Here is a 15,686-nt window from a genome sequence, read left to right on the forward strand (position 1 = left end):
TTCCCATGCCGGAAACATACGTCAGTAGTGACTGTTCATCGCCGCCCGCACCTCGGCGAGGGTCGCGTCGGCCACCGCCCGGGCCCGCTCGTTGCCCTCGCGCAGGATCCGGCGGAGGTACGAGCGGTCCCGCGCGTACTCCGCCCGGCGGGACCGGATCGGCGCCAGGTACTCGTTGACCGACTCCGTCACGGTCCGCTTCAGCGCGGCGGATCCCGCCGAGCCGATGTCGGCGGCGACCTCCTCGGGGGTGCGGCCCTGACAGAGGCCGGCGAGCAGGAGAAGCGACGACACCTCGGGCCGGCCGGCCGGGTCGTAGGCGATGTGACGCTCGGAGTCGGTCTTCGCGCCCTTGATCAGCCGGGCGGTCTCGTCGGCGTCGGCGGCCAGCGTGAGGGCGTTGCCGCGGCTCTTGCTCATCTTGGTGCCGTCCGTGCCGAGCAGCAGCGGGGCCTCGGACAGCAGGGCCTCGGGCTCGGGGAAGACGGTGCCGCCGCTGCCGTAGCGGTCGTTGAACCGGCGGGCGACGGTGCGGGTGATCTCCAGGTGCGGGAGCTGGTCCTGGCCGACGGGGACGAGATCGGCCTTGCAGAACAGGATGTCGGCGGCCTGGTGGACGGGATAGGTGAACATCAGGCCGCTGACGGCGGACTGCCGGGAGTGGGCGATCTCGTCCTTGACGGTGGGGTTGCGGTTCAGCTCGGCCACGGACACCAGGCTGAGGAAGGGCAGCAGCAGCTGGTTCAGGGCGGGGACGGCGCTGTGCGTGAAGACCGTGCTGCGCTCCGGGTCCACGCCGACGGCGAGGTGGTCGAGGACCAGCTCCTCGACGTGCTCGGTGAGCCTGTCCGCCACGTCGCGGTCGGTCAGGACCTGGTAGTCCGCGATGATCACGAACAGCTCCACCCCGAGGTCCTGGAGCCGGACCCGGTTGTGGAGGGTGCCGAAGTAGTGCCCCAGGTGGAGCCGCCCGGTGGGCCGGTCACCGGTCAGGACGCGGAAGCGCCCCGGGTCTTCGAGGATCCGTTCCTCCAGGGCCGCGCCGCGCGTCCGGGCGGCGGCCGTCCCGAGCGCGTCGGTGGACGGGGAGGCGGGAGCGAGGGTGGTCATGACGTCTCCTGGGTGTGGGTCGGTGGCGCCGTCGGGACGACAGGACCCATGAACCAGGGAATGCGAAAGGGCCGTTCGTCCGAACGGCCCGGTCGTGCGTGAGAGGTGGCCGCTCCTAGGAGGAGCGCCACCAGCTGAGGCACGACGACAGATGCATGGGACAAGGATAGCGCCCCGTGGCCGGGACCACGGGGCGCCGCGCCCTCGACTTCGCGGTCGGCCGCGACCTCACCGAGCCGAACCGCCGGGCGGCTGGGCGAACGGGAGCCGTCAGGCCAGCACGACCGGGAGGTCGAACAGGTCGTTCTGGGTGACGACCGGCTTGTTGCGGAGCTCCTCGCGGGAGACCGCCAGGCGGAGCCGCGGGAAGCGCTCGTACAGGGCGGGGAGCGCCACCGACGCCTCCAGGCGGGAGAGCGCCGCCCCCGGGCAGACGTGCGGACCGTGACCGAAGGAGATGTGCCGGTTCGGCGTCCGGGTCACGTCGAACTCGCCCGCCGTCGGACCGTGCTGCTCCTCGTCCCGCCCGATCGCGCCGAACGAGACGATCAGGGCCTCGCCCTTCGGCAGGACCCGGTCACCGACCTCGATGTCCTCGGTCGCGAACCGGATCAGGACGTGCGAGGTGGGCGTCGACCAGCGCAGGGTCTCCTCGATCACGTTCTCCCACGGCACCTCGCCCCCGAGCACCAGGGCCCGCTGCTCGGGGTGGGTCTCCAGGGCGACCACGGCGTTCACGATCAGGCTGATCGTCGTCTCGTGCCCGGCCGCCACCATCAGCTGGAGGGTGTTGGTGATCTCCTCCGTGGTCAGCCGGTCGCCGCCCTCCGACGCCTCGATCAGCGCGCTCGTGAGGTCGTCGCCGGGCTTCTCCGTCTTGCCCGCCACGATCCCCGCGAACAGCGTGCCCAGGTCCGCCATCATCTGCGGCACCTCCTCGGGCGGCGTCTGCGTCGAGAAGAACTTGTCGAACAGCGCCTTCATCCGCGGGTGGTCGGCCGGGTCGACGCCCATCAGCTCGCCCACCACGTTCATCGGCAGCGGGTACGCGAACTCCGCCTTGAGGTCCACGACCTCCCCGGACGGGCGCTCGGCCAGCCGGTCCAGCATCCCCTCGGTGAGGGACTCGATGCCCGCGCGCAGCCGCTCCACCCGGCGCGCCGTCAGCGCCTGGGCGACCAGCGTGCGCAGCCGCCGGTGCTCCTCGCCGTCGACGGTCAGCATCGACCGGCCGGGGTTGGCGAGTCCGATCAGCGGCCAGTCCAGGGGTATCTCGCCGCGCTGCCAGGCACCCCAGACGTCGATGTCCTTCACGAGACGGGCGTCGGTGAGCAGCTTGCGCGCCTCCGCGTGCCGGGTGACGGCCCAGCAGGCCACCCCGCCGGGCAGGACGACACGGGCCAGTGGCCCGGCGGCGCGCAGCCGCGCGCTCTCCCCGTCGAGGTCGGCGACGAAGGGGTCCAGCTCGATCACATCGGTGCCGGACGCGGCGGTGTGGTCGTACGGGCAGCTCATCCGAGGGCTCCAAGGGCGGGGGTCGGGGTGTACGTCACGGGGAGCGCGGTCAGGCCGCGCAGCCAGGGGGAGGGCCGGCGGGCGAGGGCGCCCTCGGCGACCGCGAGATCCACGTCGGGCAGCCGGTCGAGCAGCACCTCGATCCCCGTCCGGGCGATGGTCTCGGCGACCTCCTGGGCGGGGAACGGGCAGCGGTGCTCGCCGTGACCGAAGGAGAGGTGGGCGTTGTTGCCGCCGGTGAACGCGCCGGAGTCGGTGCGCACGTGCGGGTCGGAGTTGGCGGCGGCCAGGCCGAGCAGCAGCAGGTCGCCGCTGCCGATCCGGCGCCCGCCGAGGTGGGTGTCGCGCGAGGCCCACCGCCCGGCGACGTTCTGGGTGGGGGTGTCCTCCCACAGGACCTCGTTCATCGCCTCGCCGACGCTGTGCCGGCCGCCGGCGAGCGAGGCCGCGAACCGGTCGTCGGTGAGCATCAGACGGAGCGAGTTGCCGATCCAGTCGGCGGTCGGCTGGTGGCCGGCGGCCATCATCACCATGAGGTCCTGGGCGACCTCCTCGACGGTGAACCCGGCGGTGTTGGCGAGCATCCGGGAGGCGACGTCGTCGCCCGGATCCGCGGACTTGGCGGCGAGCAGCGCGAACATCGACTCCGCCAGGTGGCGCTGGCCCTCGAGCGCGCCCTCCTGACCGTTGATCATGTCGTTCATGGCGGTGACGAGGCCGGGACCCTGCTCGTCGGCGAAGCCGTAGCAGCTGGCGAGGACCCGTACCGGCAGCAGCATCGCGTACTCGGCGATGATGTCGCAGGAGCCCTTGCCGCACAGTACGTCGATGAGCTCGTCGGCGAAGCGCTCGGCCCGCTCCCGCAGGACGAAGGGGTCGATCGCCTCCAGGGCGTCGGAGACGACCCCGGCCCGCTCGCGGTGCCGCTCGCCGACGGTGTAGAGGATGGACGGCTGCTTGCGGCCGATCATGGGCAGCAGGGGCCAGTCCGCCGGGACGGCGTCCCACTGGTTCCACAGGTCGGAGTCGCGGGAGAAGAGGACCGGGTCGCTGGTGACCTGGTGCAGTTCGCGGTAGCCGAGGACCAGCCAGGCGGGTATGTCCCCGTCGAGCACGACCGGGGCGACGGTTCCGTGCTCGCGTCGTATCTGCCGGTACAGCTCGGTGGGGTCGGTCTGGAACCGGGGCCCGCTCAGCGGGACCGGCTGGGGCTCGGGGAGGGTCACGGGGTGGGCTCCGGGATCGGGTGGGGGGTCGGCCGCGGGGCCGCGGCGACGACGGTCCGCAGGTGTTCCACGAGTGAGATCAGCACCTGCTTGCTGGACTCGCGGGACCGCGCGTCGCAGAGGACCAGCGGCACCTCGTCGGCGAGGTCGAGGGCCTCGCGGATCTGGGCGGGGGTGTGGGCGGGGCCGCCGAAGTCGTTGCAGGCGACGACGAACGGCGTGCCGTGGTGCTCCAGGCGGTCGATCGCGTACCAGGAGTCGGCGAGCCGCCGGGTGTCGACGAGGACGACCGCGCCCAGCGTCCCGGAGAACAGCCGGTCCCACAGGAACCAGAACCGCTCCTGGCCGGGCGCCCCGAACAGATAGAGGACGTTGTGCGCGTCCAGCGAGATCCGGCCGAAGTCGAAGGCGACGGTGGTGGCCGTCTTGGCGGCGACGCCGACGGTGTCGTCGACGTCCTCGCCGGCCTGCGTCATGGTCTCCTCGGTGTTCAGCGGACGGATCTCGCTGACCGAGCGGACCAGGGTGGTCTTGCCGACTCCGAAACCGCCGACGACGACGATCTTCAGTCCGTTGTCGGCGGTGCTGTGCAGGGTCTGGCGCTGTTCAGAGGTTACGGAGTCCAACGAGCACCTGCTCCAGGATGTCGTGATCGGGAAGGCGGTACGAGGCGCGGGGGTGCCGTGCGCTGATCCGGCCCGTGTCGTGCAGGTCGGTGAGGAGGATCCGCGTGATCGACACGGGCAGACCGAGCCCCGCCGCCACCTCCACCACGGCCGTGGGGAAACGGCACATGCGCAGGATCGCGGCGTGCTCGGACTGCATGCCGGCGACCGGATCGCTCTCGGAGACCACGAGCGTGACCAGGTCGAAGGCGTCGGACCCGGCACGGCTGCGGCCGCCGGTCAGGGTGTAGAGCCGGTCGGGTGAGTCGTCCCGGCCCGGCCTGCCGCGGCTCATCCCCGGGGCCTCGCGACCAGGTGCTCGCCCAACTGCTCGACCAGCTCGGACATGTTGTGGCCGACCAGGCCGGCGTCCGCGTCCTCGTCGGCGACGAGGGCGAGGTGAGCGCCCTCGCCCGCCTCCACGATGAACAGGATGCCGCCGTAGAACTCGGCCATCGCGGAGCGGACGCCGCCCGTGCCGTCGCCGAACTCCACGGAGGCACCGTGCGACAGGCTCTGGATGCCGGCGGCGATCGCGGCGAGCTGGTCGGCCTGGTCGACGGAGAGCTCGGGGGTACGGCAGAGCTTGAGGCCGTCCCGGGAGAGCACCAGGGCGTGGCGGGTGCCCGGGGTGCGTTCCAGCAGGCCCTCCAGGAGCCAGCTGAGCTTCTCGTCGGTGGTGGTGCCGGTCATGACGGGGTGCCTTCCGGGTGCGGTGCGTTCGTGGTGGGTGTGCCGTCGCTCGGGGCGGCGGCGGCGGGGGGTTCGGCGGCAGGCTCGTCGTCGGTCGTCGTCCGCGCCTCGGCCGCCGGGGCGCCGGTGCCGCGGACCGCCTGGCGGAAGGTGCCGAAGCGGGTGGCCGCCCCGGCCGCCGCGCCGCCGCGCGGGCTCGCCGCGCGCGGCTTCGGGGCCGCCTCGGGGCCTTCGGGGTGGGCGGCGGCCATCGCCCGGCCGCGACGGCGCCGCGGCAGTCCGCTCTCGCCGAACGCCGGGTGCTCGCCGGTGCTCTCGGCAGCGCTGTCGTGGGTGGTCTCGGGCTCGTCGGCCGCGGTGGGGACCGGCGCCGCGGCGGGGGCCGGCGCCGCCGGAGCGCGGTCCGGGGCGGACGGCGGGACGGGGGCGGGGGCGGCCGGGGACTCGGCGGGCGCGTGGCTGATGAGCTCCTGAGGCAGCATCAGCAGGGCGCCGGTGCCGCCGCGCGCCGAGGGGCGGAACGACACGGTGAGACCGTGCTTGCGGGCCAGCCGGCCGACGACGGCCAGGCCGAGCCGGGTGCCGGAGAGGCCGGCCAGGTCCTGGGCGGTCGAGCCGACGGCGGCCTCGGCACGGCGCAGCTGCACGTCGCTCATGACCAGACCGCTGTCCTCGACCGCGATGATGACCCCGGCCGGGACCTCCTCCACGTAGACGTGGACCTCGGCGGTGGGCGGCGAGAAGTTCGCCGCGTTGTCCATGAGCTCGGCCAGGGCGTGCATGACACCCTCGGCCGCGTGCCCGGCGACGGCCGCGTCGCTGCTGGAGTGCAGCCGCACCCGCTGGTAGCCGCCGATCCGGCCCATGGCGCCGCGGAGGATCGACTCCATGACGATGGGGCGGGCCCAGCGCCGGCCGGAGCGGGCGCCGGTGAGCACGGCGACGGAGTCGGCGAGCCGGCCGGCCTGGGCGGTGCGGTGGTCGAGGTGGAGCAGATCGGTCAGCACGTCCTCGTCGGCGTGCCGGTGCTCCATCTCGCGCAGGTCGGCGAGCATGCTCGTGGCGAGGGCCTGCATGCGGCCGGCCGCGTTGGCGGCGGCGGCCATGGCGGCGGACCGGGCGGACTCGGCGCGGCGCAGCAGGCCTTCGAGCCGCCGCTCCTCGGCGGCCTGAGCCCGGGTCAGCTCGGCGGTCCGGGCCGTGTGGGCGCGGACCAGCTCCTCGGTCCGGGCCGTGTGGGCCGCCTCGGAGGCGGCGGCCTCCGCCTCGTACCGCTCCTTCAGCGCGGCCGTCTCGCGCGCCGCTCCGGCCGTGTGCAGGGCGGCCCGGGCCTCCAGGGAGGCGAGTTCGGCGGAGAGGGCCTCGACCCGCCGGCTCAGCGAGCGCGAGGTCCGCCCGTACCAGGTGACCGCGAAGGCGGCGGCCGCGAGGAGCAGCACGCCGCCGCCGGCGAACCAGCCGAGTGCGGAACGGATCTCGGCCGGCGCCGCGGCGGTCGCCGCGACGGCGAGCGCACCACCCGCGGCGGCTGTCAGCAACGAGGCGAGCAGGGCAGGGCGGAAGGGGGTGGACGGCGCCGACATCAACCAGACTCTCGAGAACAGGCACGCGGGGGTGGGGAGTCGTAACGACGGCACTATAGAGCCGATCTTGATCGGTGTGGAACCACTCTTGATCGGATCGGTATTCAGATCACGGAATATGTTGCCGAATTGATCAGCTCGACGACGAGGAAGGAGCCGCGTTCCGCCAGACCGTCAGATCGAGGGTCAGGTAGGTGCTCGGCGAGTCCTCCGGGGAGAAGGCCTTGACCGTGACCAGACCGAGATGGCCCGTACCCGTCGTGACACAGACCTGACGGCCCGGCGACAGCTTGTTCACATAGATGTTCTGGGTGAACCGGGTCTCCGCGCGGCACGCTTCGAGGGAGCCCTCCTGGCCCGGGTCGAGCAGGACCAGATTGCCGCCGCTGCTCTCGGCGTCGAGGTAGCCGCCTGTGTCGTAGGAGAGTTCGTAGTTGTTGTCCTCGCCGTCCTGCGGGCGTACGTCGTTGTCGCCGAGGGTCAGGTGATAGCCGGCCGTGAGGTTGATGTCCTTGTACGTCGCGGCCTGCGGGGCCGGCGCCGTCGTGGGCTTCTGCGTGGAGGTCCCGGTCCCCGTGCCCCCGCTGCCCTGCGTGCCCGCCGAACCCTTCCCGCCGGCGTTCGACGAGGTCGGTCCGTCCTTGTCCTTCAGGACGACGTAGGCGGTCGCGCCGCCCGCGACGGCGAACGCGAGGACGGCGGCCACGGCGACGACCAGACCGCGCCCGCCGCCCTTCTTCGGCTGCTGGGGCGGCTGCGGCCGGTACCCGGCCTGGTCCGGCCGGCCGGGCCAGGGCCGCTGCGGGTACGCGGGACCACCCGGGCCCTGCGGCGGGGCGTAACCGGGAGCGCCGGGGCCCTGCGTCGGCGCGTACGCGAAGGCGGGTGCCGGAGCGGCGGCGGCCGGGGGAGCCACCGGGCCGGACGGGACGCCGGCGGCCGGCGGAGCCGCGGGAGCCGTGTGCGGCGGGGGTCCGTAGCCAGGCGGCGGGGTCGACGGCGCGGTCGGCACCGTCGGCGAGTACGCCGGAGGCGCGGCCGGCGGGGCGGCCGGCGGGGCGGTCGTCGGCGGCGGAGGCGTCTGCGGGGGCGCGGGCGCCGCGGCCCGGGCCGTGATCTCGGCGGAGACCGCACCCGGCAGCCAGTCCTCGGGCCGACGCAGCACCGTCGCCGCGTTCGCGGCCTGGCAGAGCCCGATGATCTCGGAGAGCGTCGGCCGGACCTCGGGGTCCTTCGCGAGGCAGCGGGTGACCAGCTCGGTGAGCCGCTCCGGGACGGCGCTCAGGTCCGGCTCCTCGTGCACGATCCGGTACAGCACGCCGTGCCCGGTCCCCTCGCCGAAGGCCGGGACGCCCGTCGCCGCGTACGCCGCGACCTGCCCCAGCGCGAACACGTCGGTGGCCGCGGTGACCCGCTGCCCCGCCGCCTGCTCGGGCGCCATGAACGACGGCGTCCCGATGGTGACCCCACTGCCCGTCAGGGAGGTCGCGTCGGCGGCGTGGGCGATGCCGAAGTCGATGACGCGGGGACCGTCGGCGGCCAGCAGCACGTTGGACGGCTTCAGGTCGCGGTGCACGATGCCCGCGCCGTGGATGACGTGCAGGGCCTCGGCCATGCCCGCGACGAGCAGCAGCACCGTCTCCACCGGCAGAGCGCCGTGCGCCACGACCGCGTCGGCGAGGGAGGGCCCCGGCACGTACGCGGTGGCCAGCCACGGCTGCGTGCCGTCGGGGTCCGCGTCGATGACGGGCGCGGTGAACAGGCCCTGGACGCGCTGCGCGGAGCGCACCTCCTGGGCGAAGCGGCGCCGGAACTCCGCGTCCTCGCCGAACTCGGGACGGATCAGCTTGATGGCCACCGGCCGGCCGCCGGGCGTGTACGACAGATACACCTTGCCCATGCCGCCGGCGCCGAGCCGGGCGGCGAGCCGGTATCCGGCGACCGTCGTCGGGTCGTCCGCCGCCAGCGGCTTGAACACCTCGGAGCCGCCCCGGTCCGCTTGCTGACCGCCCATGAGCCCATGTCTCCCCACGCAGAACACTGTTTGCCGGACGGCACCCTACCGGCGGGCGGCGGCCCCGGCCGCGTCCGTCGTGACCTCCGTGCCCGTGAGCCCGGCGCGCTCCGCGAGCGCACCGCCCTGGAAGCGGCTCTCCGCCCCCAACTCCTCCAGCAGATCGGCGATGTGACGGCGGCAGGTGCGCAGCGACATCCCCATGCGCCGGGCGATCACCTCGTCCTTGGCGCCCTCCGCGAGCAGCCCCACGAGCGCCCGCCGCAGACTGGGGCCGACCTCCTTGTACGCGGCCTCGCTGGTGCCCCGGAAGGGGACCGCCCCGGACCAGTGCTGCTCGAAGACCCGGCACAGGTACGCCACCACGTCGGGGTCCCGGACGAGGACCGCCCCCTCGCCCGCACCCCCGTCGGCACGACGGGGCAGGAAGGCCACCGACCGGTCGAAGACCACGGCCCGGTCGGGCAGTTCGGCGGCGGTGCGGTACTCGGCCCCGGCCTCGGTGAGCCGCTCCACGTATCCCTGGGTGGAGAGGCTGGACCGCGCCGAGTGCTGGTACAGCGTGCGCATCCGCACGCCCCGGTCGAGCATCGCCACGTCCCGCTCGACGGCGTCCCCCAGGCGGTGCGGCGCCCGCCCGCCGCCCGGCTGGATGCTGAACACCTCCTCCCGGCAGCGCGCCGACTCCTCGGTGAGCATCGCCGAGGCGGACGCCATGTCGGGCAGCACGTCGAAGCCCTCCCGGCGGCCCTGCTCGCGCCGGGCGGCCCGGAAGCGCGGCATCAGGGAGTGCAGATCGTCCCGGAGGGACTGGGCGTGCGCGGCGGCCCGCGCGAGCTCCGCCTCCAGCGGGCCGACCACCTCCGCCGCGGCGGCGTCCGGGCTCACCGGGATCAGCTCCCCGGGCCGGCCGGGCGCCGGGCGGAGCAGACGGAGCCGCCGCAGGGTGCGGCAGGCCGTCTCCACCTCCTCGTGGCCGAGCCCGAGGGCCGGCAGCCCGTCCGGTGTCCGGTCCGGGAGGCCGCCGTGCTCCAGTGCGTACGCGAAGACGGCGACGGCCCCGGCGTCGAGCCGAGGTATTCCGTCCACATCCACCCCAGTAGTCACCTGTATCCCCCGTGATGCGGCCCTGCTACTTCCGTGCCATGCAGGGTATTGCCAGGTCATGGCGCTGGACCAAGCGGGCTCGCCGGGATGGACTGGTGGTGTCCGGCCGAGGGAAACCCCATCAGGCCGACATACGGCGTGAACCCGCCAGACACGGAGCTTCCCGCCCGCCCTTCCCCCTCCCGAACCAGGAGCCGCACCATGTCCGCTGCCGTCCGCTGTCTGCTTCTCCTCACCGTCCTGCTCGCCGGCGGAGCGGCCGTCGCCACCGCGGACGGCGCACCGGAGACGACGCGGACGGTCGCGGCCGACCTCCTGGACACGAGCTGGGGCGACGACTACGAGCGGCCCTTGCAGTAGGCACGGCCCGCTGCCGCCCGCCCACTCGTCACCCCTGCGAAACGCGAGGACGAAGAGCGTGTCGTCACCCACCGGGAACCCTTCCCCGTCCGCCCCCGGCCCCCGGCGCTCGCGCGCCGAAAGCCGCGCGGACCGGGCCCTGTTGCCCGACATCGTGCGTGCCGTGATCGCCCGGAGCACACCGGAGGCGGTGGCACCGGAAGCCGGGGCACCGGAGCGAGCGGACTGGAGCGTCGAACCGGGCCCGTTCTGGTGCCACGTCGTGCCCGGCGGGACCGTCGCACGGGCCCAGGGCTGGAAGCTCCACGTCCCGGCCACCCCGCTCTCGGCACCCCTCGTCCTCGCCCGGTGCGCCGAGGTCCTCGTAGCCCACCGCGCGGCCTTCAAGTTCGCCGGGAGCCCGGCGAACGTCGCCGCGCTGGTGTCCGGGCGCTTCGCCCGCGGCGGAGGCGGCAAGTTCCTCACCGTGTACCCGGCCGACGACGAGCGGTTCCGCCGCCTCGCCGAGGAACTCCACCGGGCCACCGGGGGACTGCCGGGCCCCGCCGTCCTCTCCGACCGGCGCTACCGCCCCGACAGCCAGGTCTTCTACCGGTACGGCGTGTTCAAGGGCGTCCGGGAACTGACCGCCGACGGCGCCTTCGCCGCCCGCCTCACCGACCCCGAGGGCCGGCCGGTCGCCGACGAACGCAACGCCTGGTTCAGCCCGCCGGCCTGGGCCGGTGACCCCTTCCCCGACCGCCCCGCCGCGCCCGCCCGCAGCACGGCCACGGCCAGGCCCGTCCTCCTCGGCGACCGCTTCCTCGTACGGGGAGCGATCCAGCACTCCAACAAGGGCGGGGTGTTCCGGGCGGAGGACACCCGCACCGGCGCGCAGGTCGTCGTCAAGCAGGCGCGGCCCCACGTGGGTGCCGGCCTCGAAGGCCTGGACGTCCGGGACCTGCTGCGCCGCGAGGCCGCGCTGCTGGAGCGCTTCGGGCGCGCGCGCCCCGACCGGGTCCCGGGCCTCGTCGAGGTGTTCGAACAGCAGGGCAGCGTGTTCCTGGCCACCGAATCGGTCCCGGGAGCGACGCTCCGGCGCACCGCGGCCGAGCGCCTGGCCCGGGACGGCGGCGGCTGCCCCGACGACCGCACGGCCGGCTCCCTGGTCCGGCAGCTCGTCGAACTCGTCGCCACCGCCCATGAACTGGGCGTCACCCTGCACGACTTCAACCCCAACAACGTCATGGTCACCCCGGACGGCCGGCTCGTCCTCATCGACCTGGAGATGGCGGCCCCGGAGGGGGAGCGGTGGGTGCTCGGTGCCACCCCCGGCTACACCGCCCCCGAACTGCGCGCCGTCGACCAGGTGGCCCCCGCCCTGCCGCCCGGCGTCGACCTGTACGCCCTCGGGGCCACCGTCCTGCACGCCCTGAGCGGCGCCGATCCGGTCTTCGCCGAGGACCTCCCACGGGAGACGGCACGGCCCGACGAACAGCGCCTCGCGGGCCTCGTGGACCTCCTGGCCCGCGACCACGCACACGTACGGCGCTTCTCGCCGCTGATCCTGGGGCTCGCCCGCGACGCACCCGAGGACCGCTGGACCCTGGACAGGGCACGGGAGTTCCTCGCGGGAGAACCCGGGGAAGGCCCGGCAGGAACGGCCGCGGGCCTGCCTCCGGGGCAGGGCCGGGAATCCGCGGTGCCGACGGCCGTGGCCTCGCCTCCGGGGCAGGGCCGGGAAACCGTGGTGCAGGCGGCCGTGGGCTCGCCCTCGGGGCAGGACGCGGACGCGGCGGCCACGCGCGCGCGTCTCCTGCACGACGGCGTCGCCCACCTGCTCGCCACGATGCGACCGCACGATCCCGAACGCCTCTGGGTCTCCGACTCGTTCGGCGAGACCTGCGACCCGGTGGCGCTCCAGCACGGATCGGCCGGCGGTGTCGCCCTCCTCGCCCGGGTCCTCGGCCACGGGGACGCCGGGTCCGGCCTCCCGGCGACCGGCTCCGTGCCGCCCGTGACCCGCGAGGCGCTCACCGCGGGCCTCCGCTCCGCGGCCCGCTGGACGGCGGAGCGGCAGGACGCGCTGCCCAGCGACCTCCCGGGGCTGCACTTCGGCCGCTCGGGCACCGCCTGGGCCCTGCTGGACGCCGCGCGAGCCCTGGACGACACGGCCCTGGCGGACCGGGCCGTCGCCCTGGCCCTCCGCCTGCCCGTCCGAGGGCCCAACCCCGATGTCTGCCACGGGGTCGCCGGCTCCGGCCTGACGCAGCTGCACTTCTGGCGCACCACCGGCGACGCGCGGTTCCTGGACCGCGCCGCCGAGGCCGCCGACGGACTGCTCGACGCGGCGCGGCGCACCCCTGAAGGGGTTTTCTGGCCCGTGCCGGAGGACTTCGGGTCGGCGCTCGCCGGAGCCTGGCACTACGGCTTCGCGCACGGCGTGGCCGGGGTCGGCACGTTCCTCCTGCTGGCGGCGGAGGCCACCGGGGACGCACGGTTCCTCGGCGCGGCCACCGAGGCGGGGGCCACGCTCACGGCCGCGGCGCGCAGCGGACCGGCGGGTGCGCTCTGGCCCGTCGACCGGGCCCGGCACCTCTCCGACTCCCCGGAGCTCGCCCGGCACTGGTGCAGCGGCTCCTCCGGCGTCGGCACCTTCCTGGTGCGGCTCTGGGCGGCGACCGGCGCCTCCGACACGCGCGTACGCGACCTGGTGGACGGCGCGGCCCGCGCGGTGCGGGCGGGCAGGGTGACCGACTCGCCGGCCACCTGTCACGGGCTCGCGGGCAACGCCGAGTTCCTCCTCGACGCCGCCGTGCGGACGGGCGACGACAGCCATCGCGCCGCCGCCGAGCTCCTCGTCGAGCACCTGGCCGCGCAGGCCGTGCTGCGCGACGGGCGGCTCCTGGTGCCCGACGAGAACCGCAGGACCGTCCTCGCCGAGTACGCCACGGGCCTCGCCGGGAGCCTCTCCCTGCTGCTGCGCCTGCGGTCCGGAGGCCCGCGCGCCTGGCTGCCGGAGGACGGCCCGTCCCACCCCTGAGTGTCCGGCGGCCGCAGGCCGTCGGCGTTCCACCGAAGTATCCGAAGAACGAGAGATGGAGACCGTCATGACGGAGTACGACATCGACGCCCTGCAGGTCCTGCCCGAGGAGGTCCGCACGGAGGACGCCCGTGGCGAGGAGCACGCCGCCGCGCTGATCACCGCCTGCCGCTGGCTCACGAGCGGCTGCTGACCCAGGGCCGCTCACGGATGGGGCCGGCGTCCCGGCCGGCCCCCTCCGCGTGGCGCACGACCGTAGACTCGAAGTGCGGGCCCGCCTCGCGGCCGCGAGGGGCGCCCCGTACGGCAGGGAGGCGGCGATGACCAGGCTGACGGGCAGGGCCCTGCGGGTGACGGTCTTCGTGGGCGAATCCGATCTGTGGCACCACAAGCCGCTGTACACCGAGATCGTCGGCCGGGCGCGCGAGGCCGGGCTCGCGGGCGCGAGCGTCTTCCGCGGCATCGAGGGGTTCGGCGCCTCCTCGCTGATCCACACGCAGCGGCTGCTCTCGCTGAGCGAGGACCTCCCCGTGGCCGTGGTCGTCGTCGACACCGAGGAGAAGATCCGGGCCTTCCTGCCGCAGCTCGACGAACTGGTCGACGAGGGCCTGGTGGTCCTGGACGCCTGCGAGGTCGTCCGTCATGTCGGGCGTCGGAAGCCCGCGTGAGGCTCAGGAGGGCATGATCGCCGCGAGGCCCTTGCGCAGGTCGTCCGGGTTCATGACCGGCGAGTAGTGGATCCTGGCCCCGATGTTCATGAAGAACGGCTCCGAGATCTTCGGCAGCTGGGACGGGTCGGTCAGGTCGAAGAACAGGTACGCGGTCCGACAGCCGTCCTCGACGGTGAAGTACGCGGCCTCGGTGTGGAGTTCCTTGAGAGAGCTCTCCATGAGCTCCAGCAGTTTGCCCTGCTTGATGGCCTCGTTGGAGGCCGGGGTGTCCATCTGAACCTTCAGCAGCATGCGCATGACGCGGCCTTTCCCGGCCGGGCGGGCGCTCCGTTCGGGGCGCCCGGGACCCGGACGCGCTCAGTTCCAGCGTCCCCCTTCCCTCCCGGCGGGACCACTCGGCGGACCCGCCGGTCAGGGTGCGGCCGTGATCTGCAGCCGCACCGGGCCGGGGGTGCCACCGTCGGCGCGCTGCGGCGGGAAGCCGGTCTCACCGCTCCCGGGCGAGGAACGCGGGCCGCAGGGACACGTCCACGGGGTCGTAGTACCGGTGGAAGACGGGAGTCGTCGAGCCGGACACCGGCGGGACGATCCAGCTCCAGTCGGCGGGCGTCGGCCTGCCGTGCCGGCTCTCCCGCTCGATGTGCCGCAGGAAACGCTCCGACTCGGTGTGGTGGTCCGCCATCGTCACCCCCGCCCGCTGGAAGGAGTGCAGCACCGCCACGTTGAGCTCGACGAGCGCCCGGTCCCGCCACAGGGTGCGCTCCGAGGAGCGGTCCAGGCCCAACCGGTCGGCGACCACCGGAAGAAGGTCGTAGCGCTCGGCGTCGGCGAGGTTGCGGGCGCCTATCTCCGTCCCCATGTACCAGCCGTTGAACGGCGCCGCCGGATAGCGCACCCCGCCGATCTCCAGCGTCATGTCGCTGATCGCCGGCACCGCGTACCAGCGCAGCCCCAGCTCCGCGAACCACCCGTGGTCCGGATGCCGGAGCGGCACCTGCATGACGGAGTCGTCCGGCAGCTCGTACCACTCGGGCCGCGCGCCCGGACGCTCCTCGACCATCAACGGGAGCACCTGGAAAGGCTCTTCGTCCCGCTTCCAGCCCAGGCCGAGAGCCCGGGACGTCGAGGCGGCGGCGCGCGGATCGCCGGCCCAGCGGCCCTCGGGAGTGCGGTGCCCCGCGTAGCGGACCAGCTGGTCGTTGACGATCCGCGGCGCGGCCCGGCCGGGCCGGTCGGGGGCGAACACCGAGATCACCGGGCGGATCCGGCCGCCGTTCCCGGCGAGCCGCAGATGCTCGAAGCAGTGGGCGGCGATGTCGTCGGCCGAGGTGACGTGCCGCAGATCGCGGACCACGAGGCTGCGCCAGTAGAGCCGGCCGATGCAGCGGGCCGCGTTGCGCCACGCGACCCGCGCCCCGAACGCGAGCTCGGCCGGGGTGTGTTCGTACGTGCCGGTCCGGTCGATCTCGGCGAGCACCTCGCGGACCCGGCGCACGACGTCCCCCGCGTCGGGCTGCTCGTGATGGAACTGCCGGACGAAGCTCTCCGCCTCCCGGCGGTCCGTCGCCCGCGGCGCGGGTGAGTGCGCCGGGCCCGGCCACGCGCCGGCCGAGGGCGAGGGCGCGGGCGCGGGCGTGAACGGACAGGTGCTGACAACGGCGGCCTTGCGGCGGCGACCCAGACTGAAGACCAAGGTGTTCCTCCCGCCCTCATGACTACC

At 74.3% G+C, this 15,686-nt stretch carries 15 protein-coding genes; 4 read left to right on the forward strand and 11 right to left on the reverse strand.

All coding sequences use genetic code 11. From position 1 onward, the window contains the following. Positions 1 to 21 precede the first annotated feature (21 nt). The 9 genes from trpS to IE237_RS17075 all read right to left on the reverse strand — a co-directional run bounded on the left by trpS (position 22) and on the right by IE237_RS17075 (position 9,895). Positions 22 to 1,110, reverse strand: coding sequence for a tryptophan--tRNA ligase (trpS, locus tag IE237_RS17035; RefSeq protein WP_189802808.1), 1,089 nt, complete (start codon positions 1,108 to 1,110; stop codon positions 22 to 24). A gap of 270 nt (positions 1,111 to 1,380) precedes the next feature. Continuing rightward, positions 1,381 to 2,625, reverse strand: coding sequence for a cytochrome P450 family protein (locus tag IE237_RS17040; RefSeq protein WP_189802809.1), 1,245 nt, complete (start codon positions 2,623 to 2,625; stop codon positions 1,381 to 1,383). After that, complete coding sequence (locus IE237_RS17045) at positions 2,622 to 3,851, reverse strand: cytochrome P450 (protein ID WP_189802810.1); 1,230 nt, start codon at positions 3,849 to 3,851, stop codon at positions 2,622 to 2,624. Before IE237_RS17045 ends, IE237_RS17040 begins: the two co-directional genes overlap by 4 nt. After that, the gene (locus IE237_RS17050; protein WP_189802811.1) at positions 3,848 to 4,477 is read right to left on the reverse strand and encodes a GTP-binding protein; all 630 of its coding nucleotides are present in this window, start codon (positions 4,475 to 4,477) and stop codon (positions 3,848 to 3,850) included. Before IE237_RS17050 ends, IE237_RS17045 begins: the two co-directional genes overlap by 4 nt. After that, positions 4,458 to 4,811, reverse strand: a complete 354-nt coding sequence (locus IE237_RS17055) for a DUF742 domain-containing protein (protein WP_189802812.1) — start codon at positions 4,809 to 4,811, stop codon at positions 4,458 to 4,460. Before IE237_RS17055 ends, IE237_RS17050 begins: the two co-directional genes overlap by 20 nt. Beyond that, positions 4,808 to 5,209, reverse strand: a complete 402-nt coding sequence (locus tag IE237_RS17060) for a roadblock/LC7 domain-containing protein (protein ID WP_030212242.1) — start codon at positions 5,207 to 5,209, stop codon at positions 4,808 to 4,810. The genes IE237_RS17055 and IE237_RS17060 overlap by 4 nt, the downstream gene beginning before the upstream one ends. Beyond that, positions 5,206 to 6,792 carry a sensor histidine kinase gene (locus tag IE237_RS17065; RefSeq protein ID WP_189802813.1) on the reverse strand — a complete coding sequence of 529 codons (1,587 nt, stop codon included), beginning with the start codon at positions 6,790 to 6,792 and terminating at the stop codon, positions 5,206 to 5,208. Before IE237_RS17065 ends, IE237_RS17060 begins: the two co-directional genes overlap by 4 nt. A 133-nt stretch (positions 6,793 to 6,925) precedes the next feature. Beyond that, a complete protein-coding gene (locus IE237_RS17070) occupies positions 6,926 to 8,806 on the reverse strand; it encodes a serine/threonine-protein kinase (protein WP_189802814.1) in 1,881 nt (626 codons plus the stop codon). A gap of 45 nt (positions 8,807 to 8,851) precedes the next feature. Next, positions 8,852 to 9,895: a hypothetical protein gene (locus IE237_RS17075; protein WP_189802815.1), complete on the reverse strand. Its 1,044-nt coding sequence runs from the start codon at positions 9,893 to 9,895 to the stop codon at positions 8,852 to 8,854. A 219-nt stretch (positions 9,896 to 10,114) separates the two neighbouring features. Between IE237_RS17075 and IE237_RS17080 the strand changes: the two genes are divergently transcribed. The 4 genes from IE237_RS17080 (at position 10,115) to IE237_RS17090 (ending at position 13,963) form a co-directional block, all read left to right on the forward strand. Further along, entirely contained in the window at positions 10,115 to 10,273 is a 159-nt protein-coding gene (locus IE237_RS17080; protein WP_189802816.1) for a hypothetical protein, read from the forward strand. A gap of 163 nt (positions 10,274 to 10,436) precedes the next feature. Then, positions 10,437 to 13,295, forward strand: coding sequence for a class IV lanthionine synthetase LanL (gene lanL, locus IE237_RS17085; protein WP_189802817.1), 2,859 nt, complete (start codon positions 10,437 to 10,439; stop codon positions 13,293 to 13,295). A gap of 67 nt (positions 13,296 to 13,362) precedes the next feature. Next, positions 13,363 to 13,488, forward strand: coding sequence for a hypothetical protein (locus tag IE237_RS41350; protein WP_255325155.1), 126 nt, complete (start codon positions 13,363 to 13,365; stop codon positions 13,486 to 13,488). A 127-nt stretch (positions 13,489 to 13,615) separates the two neighbouring features. Further along, positions 13,616 to 13,963: a DUF190 domain-containing protein gene (locus IE237_RS17090; RefSeq protein ID WP_189802818.1), complete on the forward strand. Its 348-nt coding sequence runs from the start codon at positions 13,616 to 13,618 to the stop codon at positions 13,961 to 13,963. A gap of 3 nt (positions 13,964 to 13,966) precedes the next feature. Here IE237_RS17090 and IE237_RS17095 read toward each other — a convergent pair whose 3' ends face one another. Both IE237_RS17095 and IE237_RS17100 read right to left on the reverse strand, forming a co-directional pair. Further along, the gene (locus IE237_RS17095; RefSeq protein ID WP_189802819.1) at positions 13,967 to 14,263 is read right to left on the reverse strand and encodes a hypothetical protein; all 297 of its coding nucleotides are present in this window, start codon (positions 14,261 to 14,263) and stop codon (positions 13,967 to 13,969) included. Positions 14,264 to 14,453: 190 nt separating this feature from the next. Further along, positions 14,454 to 15,659 carry a nitric oxide synthase oxygenase gene (locus tag IE237_RS17100; protein ID WP_229842724.1) on the reverse strand — a complete coding sequence of 402 codons (1,206 nt, stop codon included), beginning with the start codon at positions 15,657 to 15,659 and terminating at the stop codon, positions 14,454 to 14,456. Positions 15,660 to 15,686: the final 27 nt, after the last annotated feature.

The organism is Streptomyces tanashiensis (assembly GCF_014648895.1).
In the GTDB taxonomy this organism is placed as follows: Bacteria; Actinomycetota; Actinomycetes; order Streptomycetales; family Streptomycetaceae; genus Streptomyces; species Streptomyces tanashiensis.

Coding starts and splice junctions, on each gene's coding strand:
- trpS (WP_189802808.1), bottom strand. CDS start 1,110: ATGACCACCCTCGCTCCCGCCTCCCCGTCCACCGACGCGCTCGGGACG.
- IE237_RS17040 (WP_189802809.1), bottom strand. CDS start 2,625: ATGAGCTGCCCGTACGACCACACCGCCGCGTCCGGCACCGATGTGATC.
- IE237_RS17055 (WP_189802812.1), bottom strand. CDS start 4,811: ATGAGCCGCGGCAGGCCGGGCCGGGACGACTCACCCGACCGGCTCTAC.
- IE237_RS17060 (WP_030212242.1), bottom strand. CDS start 5,209: ATGACCGGCACCACCACCGACGAGAAGCTCAGCTGGCTCCTGGAGGGC.
- IE237_RS17065 (WP_189802813.1), bottom strand. CDS start 6,792: ATGTCGGCGCCGTCCACCCCCTTCCGCCCTGCCCTGCTCGCCTCGTTG.
- IE237_RS17070 (WP_189802814.1), bottom strand. CDS start 8,806: ATGGGCGGTCAGCAAGCGGACCGGGGCGGCTCCGAGGTGTTCAAGCCG.
- IE237_RS17080 (WP_189802816.1), top strand. CDS start 10,115: ATGTCCGCTGCCGTCCGCTGTCTGCTTCTCCTCACCGTCCTGCTCGCC.
- IE237_RS41350 (WP_255325155.1), top strand. CDS start 13,363: ATGACGGAGTACGACATCGACGCCCTGCAGGTCCTGCCCGAGGAGGTC.
- IE237_RS17090 (WP_189802818.1), top strand. CDS start 13,616: ATGACCAGGCTGACGGGCAGGGCCCTGCGGGTGACGGTCTTCGTGGGC.
- IE237_RS17095 (WP_189802819.1), bottom strand. CDS start 14,263: ATGCGCATGCTGCTGAAGGTTCAGATGGACACCCCGGCCTCCAACGAG.